This window comes from Bacteroidia bacterium (assembly GCA_025056095.1).
Taxonomy (GTDB): Bacteria; Bacteroidota; Bacteroidia; order JANWVE01; family JANWVE01; genus JANWVE01.
The window spans coordinates 1-7,538 of sequence record JANWVW010000135.1 but is presented as its reverse complement, the minus strand read 5'-3'; the positions used below and the strand labels follow the sequence as shown (position 1 = coordinate 7,538).

The following is a 7,538-nucleotide window of genomic DNA, read 5'->3' as shown; positions in this document are numbered from 1 at the left end:
ACCCAAACCAATATCCAATGTACGAGTTGCCTGCACGGCTGCAATACATTTGTGGATAAGTGCTCCTTCGGCAGGTTCGGCTGTATTTTGCAAAAGGTTGATATCGCCATTGCCATCGGGCGAAGGGCAGGTGCGTGTTTGCACTATTTGTGCCAGTACAGGATTCATGTAGTATGAAACAGACTGCTTATCTTTATCGAGACACATGGACAAAGATACAACTTTTTTTATGCCGCCCACTATTGGGATTGTTGTGCCTTGCTATAATGAATCTGCTCGATTGCCTGTTCAGGCTTTTTTAGACTTCATAGCAAAGTATCAAACGTTTGTTTTCTGCTTTGTTAACGACGGCAGCAAAGACAATACAGCAGCAATACTACAACAGATGCATACAGCTTTTCCTGAGCGGATTAGCATTATAGACCGCCGCCAAAACAAAGGAAAAGGCGAAAGTATTCGAGAGGGAATCAATTATTTGATGACACATTATCCTATCACTCATGTCGGTTTTTTAGATGCTGACTTGGCTACGCCTCTATCAGAAATGCAAGAGTTGGCTAATATCATCAAGCAAAATTGCTACAGTATGGTTTGCGGTTCACGCATCAAGCGCATGGGAGCAAACATTGAGCGATATGCTATTCGCCACATTATTGGGCGTTTTTTTGCTACCTTAATTAGTTGGTCGTTGCGGCTACCATTTTACGATACGCAGTGTGGTGCTAAGCTCTTCTCAGTAGAAGATGTACATCAAGGCATTTTTGATACTCCTTTTATTTCTCGTTGGTTAGTTGATGTAGAAATTATTAAGCGTTTGCAAAAGAAAATGGGTTATGAAAAATCCTATCATCGAATTTACGAATATCCGCTTAGAGAGTGGCGCGATGTAGGTCGAGGTACCAGGAAAGCACTTTTTTGTGTGATTTGTGTGAAAAATTCTAATCTAATTGTTAGTGGCACAAAGTTTGACATGCTAGATCTAAATCAGATACTTATGAAGAGTTTTTAACTTTGTTAAAATAATACTTAGCAACCATACGGCCACCATGAATAGAAATGGGTAGGATAGAGCAAAGTAACGATATTCTGCGCTTCTGTATATGATCGGGAATAAAACTATAGGGTAAATTCCTGTAAGTGCTACTAACACTGAATGGAAATGATGCTGTAATGGTAAGTGAAATAGTACTATTGAGCAAGCTATAATTCCAAATAACCAAGTAAAATAATATAGGGCAGAATATGCTATCTTTAAAATTTTCTTGTATACTGAAAGCTGTTCAAATGGCACAGAATTAAGATTATAAGTTCCGCTGTGGACTAAAAATTTCATTAAAATTCTTAAGGGCGCGACTATGTAATAATAAAAAGGTTTTTCTTTTATAAAAGATGTCTTGTAGCGTTCGATGGTGGCAATCACTACAGAATCTGCATAGTTTTGTAATTCAACGGAAGAGGTTGTGTCTGCCAAATAATACCATTCGCGTAATTTTCGCAAGGAATCAGCGTTATAATAACTGGTAAACATATATTTAGGCAAATCTTCTGGATTTTGGTAACGAGCAGGTACAAGCTTGTTGATTCTCGAATCGTAAAATACCATAATTTCTGCATTAGGGTTCCAAAATGTTTTATCGCCACCTATGGAAGCTATAAAGTCCCTTAAGGCAGACATACGACCTTTACCGAAAATTTGTTCCTCCACGATTAATGGAACTATTTTTTTGAAGTGGATATAATTGCGAATTACCCATGCGGACTCAGCAAGTATAAAAGCTAGCATGAAAAAAATTAAGTTCAATAATAAACGCAATTTGTTTTCCTTTCTATACTTATAAAAAAGTCCTAAGGCAAAAAAAACTAGAATAGGCAGTAAATAGGGTCTTAAGAAAAATGCCCATGTAAAAAACGCTCCTGATATAATTAAGTTATAGTTACCTCCCCGTAGATAGAAAAAAATACCTGTAATAAGACAAGAAATAGCTAGACTTTCTGTTAAAACAAAAAAATCATAGTAGGCAACATAAGTATTTAAACTATATCCTACTAATGTAAGGATAAAAATTTGAAAGTTGTTGAATAGTGTATAACTTATACGTGCTAACAAGTATACTGAAATGCATCCAAAGGTCCACTGTAGAATACAAAGGGTATTCAAGGCTACCTTCTGAGGTAAAAGCCATAATAAAGGAGCAAGGATAAAATCATAACCTGGCATATGCCCTGCATAAGGACGACCAACATGTTTGGAATAAGAAAAATTTTTAGCTACATTAGCGGCGGTAGCAAGATAGTACTCCCGTGAATCTGTAGCTAGATTAGCTATCAAGCCTTTGGAAAGGTCTTTATCTTCTAGCCAAAATAGAACTAATATCGTTAAAAGTCTTATAGTAATAACAGTTATCAACCAAGACTTCTTGGTAGGAGAAGGGAAACGAGTTTGTAAGGTAGTTTTCATGTGCATAAATATAAAAATTTTGTAACTTTGTATGAAATTAGTTTCCGTAGTAGTTCCTACTTATCGTGGTGCGCAGTCTTTACCTATACTTGTCGGGCGTTTGCATGCTTTTTTCATAGCGCACAATATAAATTACGAGCTAATTATAGTAAATGATGCTAGTCCAGACAATACTAAAGAGGTACTAAAAGAGCTCAAATCTCACTATGGTAAAATTACTGCTATTAATTTAATGAAGAATTATGGTCAGCATAATGCTATTTTATGTGGGTTTAAATACGCTAAAGGAGATGTCGTTATTACTATGGATGACGACCTTCAAAATCCTCCTGAGGAAATCGGAAAGTTATTAGATGGAATAAGCAAAGGTTTTGACTTGGTAATTGGGGCATATGACTCAAAAAAACACTCTAAATTTAGAAATATCAGTGGAGATTTAGTAGATAGAGTTCAAAGATTTATATTTAATCTTCCTAACAACTTTCAACTTACGAGTTTTAGAGCTATTAGAAGAAACTTGATAGATAATATAAACAGCATGAGTGTTCCATATCCGTATGTTACCTCTATGCTATTATCTCATACTGTTAACTATTTGAATGTACCAGTAAGGCATGAAAAACGTTTATATGGTAAATCTAATTATAAGCTTAAAAATAGTATTTTTCTAATCTTGAACCTTGTGCTAAATTATTCTTCTATTCCCATATACATAATAGCTTTTACTTTATTTCTTTCTATAACCTTTGTTTTAGGTTTTGCTATTTATGTTATTACAAGTATCTTATTTTTTGATGGATTCATAAAAGGATGGCCAAGTATGATGTTACTAGTTTCTTTTCTTAATATGTTGGTAATGATAGCGTTAATGATATTTGGTTTATATCTTGCAAGAATATACCAACTCACCATGAAAGCTAAAAATAGTTATGTAATTAGCGAGATTTATGAATAAAAAAATATTAATATTTCCTGCTTCGACTTATCAACTTCCTTTTATAGAAAAAGCTATTGAAATGGGATTGTACGTAATAACGCTGGATAACGTACCAAACAATCCCGGTCATGTAATTGCTCACAAGTCTTATAACATTAGTACTACCAATGATAAAGAAATTATAGAAGTATGCAAATATGAGCATGTTGATGCTGTTCTTTCTCCATGCTCTGACGTATCGCTAATAGCTTTATCAAAAGTAGGCGAAGCGCTAAATTTAATTTCTCCTAATACTCTCTGTACAAAAACTCTTACTAGTAAGATTAATTTTCGCACTTTTCAATGCAATCAAGGTATTCCTCATCCCGAGTTTCAGGCTTTATCTTCTTATGACGAAGGTATAAAATTATCTTTTCCCTTTATTATGAAGCCCGATGTTTCTTCGGGGAGTAAAGGAGTCTTTATTGTAGAAGATAAAAGTGAGTTTTGTAGTAGATATGTAGAAACCCGTACTTATTCTTTAAGTAAAAAAATAGTTATAGAAAAAGAAATTCATGGACATCATTTAACTGTGGAAGGTATAATGCGCAATGGAAAACTACATAAGATGTTTGTTTCTGATAGAATTACTGCTCCTAATCCTTATACAGCTACGTGGGGTCATATAATGCCTAGTATATACAGTAATAACGAGGAAATTATTTCAAGAATTACTCTCCAGATAGAAAAAATTTTTATGAATCTTAACTATACAGATGGTATTTTTGACAGTGATATAGTATTTGATAATTCTGGTGAAGTTTACATAATCGAATTAACTCCAAGAGTAGGAGGTAATTCATTGGTTAGATTGATAAAAGCTGCTTATGGATTTGATATCGTTGATTATGCTCTTAAACAAGCTTTAGGCATTAACGAACTAATCAAATTTACGAAGCCTGATAGCTTTTTCAAGCTAAAACTTCTAGGCAGCATGTACGAATCTGTGATGAGATATGAACTTGATGAGATTGAGTGTTTAAAACAACATCCTGATATATTGCATATTCAACTGGATTATCCTTCAGGGAGTATCGTACAACCATTTATAAATGGTAGAAACCGTGCTGGAGAAGTGCTATTTCGAGCCTCCAGTATAGTTGAATTAGAAAATATGGAAAACTCACTAATTAATTCTGTAGTTAAGTTCCAATCAAAATAAATCATATTTATGAAAGCTAGGGGAATTTTTAACATGATTAAAAATCGGTTTTTAAGAGAGGAGATATATAATAAGCCTGAATACTGGGATGCAAAAGCTAAGGAATTTGAAGGTGACGCAATCTCTCTTTGGCCTAATAATAATCTAAATAGTTTGTATGAAAAAGAGCATTTAGATTTCTTCAATCGCTTTTTGGGAGATATTACTAATTTAAAGGCTGCCGATATCGGATGTGGCATAGGCAATGTAACTCGCTTGCTAGCTCAAAGAGGTGCAAATGTAACAGGATTTGATTTTTCAGAAAGAACTATAGAAATTGCCATAAAAAAGTCTACTAATATCCGAAATATTAACTTTGTCGTAAAGTCTGTGTTTGATTTTTGTGAACCTAATGAATATGATTTAATTGTATGCCGTGGATGTTTAACCGTAGCATGTAAAAATAAACAAGAATTATCAAAGGCTTTACAAAATATTTATGAAAGTCTAAAAGTTGATGGTAAATTTTTGATTATAGAACCTATTCATAAAGGAATTTTTCATCGCGTATTAAACATAGACTTAGCAGATTTTTTGTATTTGATGGAGAAAATAGGATATACTATTGGTTATGTTGAGGAAATGCACTTTTTACCTGTGCGCTTAATGCTGTCTCATTTGAATATTTCTTTCTTAATTACGAAGTATATATATGAGTTAGGTCAGTGGATTATGAATAAAGCCCAATTAAAATGGGGAGATTATAAAGCAATTTATGCGGAAAAGTCCTTAACTTAATCTAAAACTAACTTGGAAATATGATACCAAGAGTAAGAGTAAACTACGAGATTGTAGATTTACTAAAGTCTACAAGGTATATTTTCGAAAGAAAAAATAGAGAGAAGGATAAATTGCTCTCTACATTGAGAAACATTTTTAGTAATCAGAATGTTTTACTTACGCCTTCAGGAAGAGGTGGTTTATATTTTTTGTTAAAAGCCATGAATAAGTCAAAAGTAATAATACCTTCTTATACATGTAGTGCAGTCACTGAAGCAGCACTGCTAGCAGGTAAAAGAGTATTTTATGTGGATGTTTACCTTGATACACTTGATATGAACTTAGAACAACTATCGAAGATAATAGATAGAGATTCCGTAGTCATTGCCACTTATCAATATGGTTTTCCGTGTAATATACTAGATATATTGGAATTATGTAAAAATAATCATGCATATTGTATCGAGGATGTGGCGGCAGGTTTATTTGGTAAAATAAATAACCAATATATGGGTACTTTTTCAGATGCTTCTTTTTTTAGTTTTGATTCCAGTAAGCTTTTAAACGTTCCATTAAAAGGTGGTTTTGTTGTTGTAAGGGATGAAGAACTGTTCAATAGATTTAAAGATGTATATTTTTCAGAAGTTAAAAGAATGCCTATAAACCTATCAGTAAAAAATATTTTAAAAGGTATAGTGTATAATTTAATTAAACCACGAGCTATGTATAACATTTTTTACTTTTTGTTTTTTACTATTAAGAAAAGAGTAAGTACTGAAAAAGAAAAAGTAAACAAAGAAAAGAACGAATACTACATGTATGATATGTCAGATTGGCAATGTTACTTAATAAACAACCAAATTAAAAATTTATCTTTAATAATTAAAAAAAAGAAAAAAAATTTTCAAACTTTTCAAACTTATCTTAGTGAAAGCAAAAGTTTTGATATCTTTAAGGTTTCTTGCGAAGAAATAGTTCCTGTAAGATTTCCTATATTGGTCAAAAATATAGATAAGATGACATTCTATAAGTTGCTCATTGAACGACGTATTGATTGTTCGTTTAGTTTCACAAATATAATCTGTAATCCAGAGTCAAAAAATGCCATAGAGGTTGCTTCTAGGATTCTTAACTTACCTTACTACTATAAGTTAAGTGGATTAGAGTGTAAGAAAATTATACATGCTTTAAAAAATATAGATGAGTTCTTGAGTAAATAAGTTATTAACTTTAAGTTGACTACACTAACTATGATTCTCGATTTGATTAAGGAATATAATAACAGGAAAAATCGTAAACACCTTTACAATACTTCATATTACTGGGATCAAAAGGCAAAGAATTGTACTGGGAGTTCTATTTCTATGTGGCCAAACAAAAACTTAAATATTTTATATGATACTGAGATTAAAAATATTGTAAATGATTATCTGTTCTTATTTAAAAATAAAAAAGTTTTAGATATTGGCTGTGGCACAGGTAGAATGTCTAAATATTTTGCTGATTGTGGTGCTGAGAGTGTAGTAGGAATAGATTTTTCAAAAGTTTCTTTAGAAATAGCAATGAATACTAATCCACATAAGAAAGTTGAGTACATACATATGCCCATTAAAGAGTTTTTACGTGAAGGCTTCTTTGATACGGCTTTTACATGGGGAGTATTAACTTTTGCTGCTAGAAATTCAGAAGAACTTGTAGAAATACTGAAAGTTATATATAAAAATCTAAAAGAAGATGGAAAAATTTTATTTTTGGAGCCTATTCATAGTTCTTTTTTACATAGGGTTCTTTGTTTATCTATTTCTTCATTCTTGGAAATATTGCAAGAAAATAATTATGAAGTTTTAGAAGTAAGACAATTACATTTTTGGCCGATGAGGATTATTTTGTCATATATTAATTTACCAATGCTGATTACTAAACCTTTATATGAGTTTGGACAGTTACTTATGAAAATTTTACCTAACACTGGAGACTATAAAATGATATATGCAAGAAAAAAATCTAATAAGTTGCATTAATAGAATATTTTAGTTGTCCCTTAAAAAGGGTTTAACAAATTGGTTATCAATAATTTACCCTTAATTTGGCTTGTAAAAAAACGACCAGTTTTTGTAATTTTATGCCACAAAACTACGCAGAAATACTATTATGTTGCCACCAAAAAAAGACCAAAATCAGCA

At 32.1% G+C, this 7,538-nt stretch carries 8 protein-coding genes; 6 read left to right on the top strand and 2 right to left on the bottom strand.

Features of this window, described 5'->3' with window-relative positions:
• The coding region (locus NZ519_09855; GenBank protein ID MCS7029057.1) for a hypothetical protein at window positions 1-207 on the bottom strand (207 nt) is incomplete at its 3' end.
• Between NZ519_09855 and NZ519_09850 the strand changes: the two genes are divergently transcribed.
• Window positions 206-1,009 (top strand): glycosyltransferase, encoded by an 804-nt coding sequence (locus NZ519_09850; GenBank protein ID MCS7029056.1) that lies wholly within the window; start codon window positions 206-208, stop codon window positions 1,007-1,009. The genes NZ519_09855 and NZ519_09850 overlap by 2 nt on opposite strands.
• Here the strand turns inward: NZ519_09850 and NZ519_09845 are convergent.
• Window positions 980-2,458: a hypothetical protein gene (locus tag NZ519_09845; GenBank protein ID MCS7029055.1), complete on the bottom strand. Its 1,479-nt coding sequence runs from the start codon at window positions 2,456-2,458 to the stop codon at window positions 980-982. The genes NZ519_09850 and NZ519_09845 overlap by 30 nt on opposite strands.
• Window positions 2,459-2,489: 31 nt before the next feature.
• On the opposite strand from NZ519_09845, the gene NZ519_09840 reads away from it, so the two are divergent.
• Genes NZ519_09840 through NZ519_09820 form a run of 5 tightly spaced genes read left to right on the top strand, consistent with a single transcriptional unit; the run spans window position 2,490 to window position 7,376 of the window.
• Window positions 2,490-3,413, top strand: a complete 924-nt coding sequence (locus NZ519_09840) for a glycosyltransferase family 2 protein (GenBank protein ID MCS7029054.1) — start codon at window positions 2,490-2,492, stop codon at window positions 3,411-3,413.
• Window positions 3,406-4,596, top strand: coding sequence for an ATP-grasp domain-containing protein (locus NZ519_09835; protein MCS7029053.1), 1,191 nt, complete (start codon window positions 3,406-3,408; stop codon window positions 4,594-4,596). Before NZ519_09840 ends, NZ519_09835 begins: the two co-directional genes overlap by 8 nt.
• Before the next feature lie 9 nt (window positions 4,597-4,605).
• Window positions 4,606-5,373, top strand: coding sequence for a class I SAM-dependent methyltransferase (locus NZ519_09830; protein ID MCS7029052.1), 768 nt, complete (start codon window positions 4,606-4,608; stop codon window positions 5,371-5,373).
• Window positions 5,374-5,393: 20 nt separating this feature from the next.
• A complete protein-coding gene (locus NZ519_09825; protein MCS7029051.1) occupies window positions 5,394-6,575 on the top strand; it encodes a DegT/DnrJ/EryC1/StrS family aminotransferase in 1,182 nt (393 codons plus the stop codon).
• A 30-nt stretch (window positions 6,576-6,605) separates the two neighbouring features.
• Window positions 6,606-7,376 carry a class I SAM-dependent methyltransferase gene (locus tag NZ519_09820; GenBank protein MCS7029050.1) on the top strand — a complete coding sequence of 257 codons (771 nt, stop codon included), beginning with the start codon at window positions 6,606-6,608 and terminating at the stop codon, window positions 7,374-7,376.
• The last annotated feature ends 162 nt before the right edge of the window (window positions 7,377-7,538 follow it).

Bases quoted from the DNA above. Each gene is read 5' to 3' on its own strand.
- NZ519_09845 (MCS7029055.1), bottom strand. From the start codon at position 2,458: ATGAAAACTACCTTACAAACTCGTTTCCCTTCTCCTACCAAGAAGTCT.
- NZ519_09835 (MCS7029053.1), top strand. From the start codon at position 3,406: ATGAATAAAAAAATATTAATATTTCCTGCTTCGACTTATCAACTTCCT.
- NZ519_09830 (MCS7029052.1), top strand. From the start codon at position 4,606: ATGAAAGCTAGGGGAATTTTTAACATGATTAAAAATCGGTTTTTAAGA.
- NZ519_09825 (MCS7029051.1), top strand. From the start codon at position 5,394: ATGATACCAAGAGTAAGAGTAAACTACGAGATTGTAGATTTACTAAAG.
- NZ519_09850 (MCS7029056.1), top strand. From the start codon at position 206: ATGGACAAAGATACAACTTTTTTTATGCCGCCCACTATTGGGATTGTT.
- NZ519_09820 (MCS7029050.1), top strand. From the start codon at position 6,606: ATGATTCTCGATTTGATTAAGGAATATAATAACAGGAAAAATCGTAAA.
- NZ519_09840 (MCS7029054.1), top strand. From the start codon at position 2,490: ATGAAATTAGTTTCCGTAGTAGTTCCTACTTATCGTGGTGCGCAGTCT.